Source organism: Thauera phenylacetica B4P, assembly GCF_000310225.1.
Classification (GTDB): Bacteria; Pseudomonadota; Gammaproteobacteria; order Burkholderiales; family Rhodocyclaceae; genus Thauera; species Thauera phenylacetica.
The window spans coordinates 1-822 of record NZ_AMXF01000530.1; the positions used below are offsets into that span (position 1 = coordinate 1).

The following is an 822-nucleotide window of genomic DNA, read 5'->3' on the forward strand; positions in this document are numbered from 1 at the left end:
CGCGCTCGCGTCCGGCTCGGCCGTGGCGGCCGTGGCCTCGGCGGGCGCGGCGGTGGTCGCCGGCAGCGCGATCTCGAAGCTCACCGTGGTGCCCTGCCCCGGCGCACTCTTCAGCTCGATCGCGCCGCCCATGGCCTCGACCAGGCGGCGGCACACCGCCAGCCCGAGGCCGGTGCCGGCGTGGTGGCGGCCGCTGTCGCGCACCTGCACGAAGGGCTCGAAGACCTCCTGCTGGCGCGCGGGCTCGATGCCGATGCCGTGGTCCTCGACGGCGAAGTGCAGGCGGCCAGGCTGCGTTCCGGCGCGCACGCGCACGGTCACCGCGCCCTCGTCGCTGAACTTGATCGCGTTGCCGACCAGGTTGAGCAGGATCTGGCTGAGCTTGCGGCGGTCGCCCTGCACGGCGTCGGACAGCGCGGGATCGACCTCGGCCACCAGCGCGAGCCCGCGCACCGCGGCGCGCGTGCCCTGCACCGCGAAGACGTCGTTGACCGTGTCGCGCAGGCTGAAGCCCATGTTGTCGAGCTGCACGCCGCCGGCCTCGATGCGGGCGAAGTCGAGCATGTCCTCGAGCAGCTCGAGCAGCAGCACGGCCGCGGCGCGCATCTGCGCCTGATACTGCGTGCGCTCGGTGGCGGAGCCGGCATCCTCGACGAGCTCGAGCAGGCCGAGGATGCCCGCGAGCGGGGTGCGCAGCTCGTGGCTGACGGTTCCGAGAAAGGCGGTCTTGGCGCGGTCGGCCTGCTCGGCGGCGTGGCGGGCGCGGGCGTGGTCGGCGGTCTCGCGCGCGAGCGCGGCGTTGGCCTCGCGCAGCTGCGCGGT

1 protein-coding gene is annotated in these 822 nt (G+C 74.7%); it reads right to left on the minus strand.

Annotation, left to right across the window (positions count from 1 at the left end; genetic code table 11):
- The coding region (locus tag C667_RS23495; RefSeq protein ID WP_004391052.1) for a sensor histidine kinase at nt 1-822 on the minus strand (822 nt) is incomplete at both ends.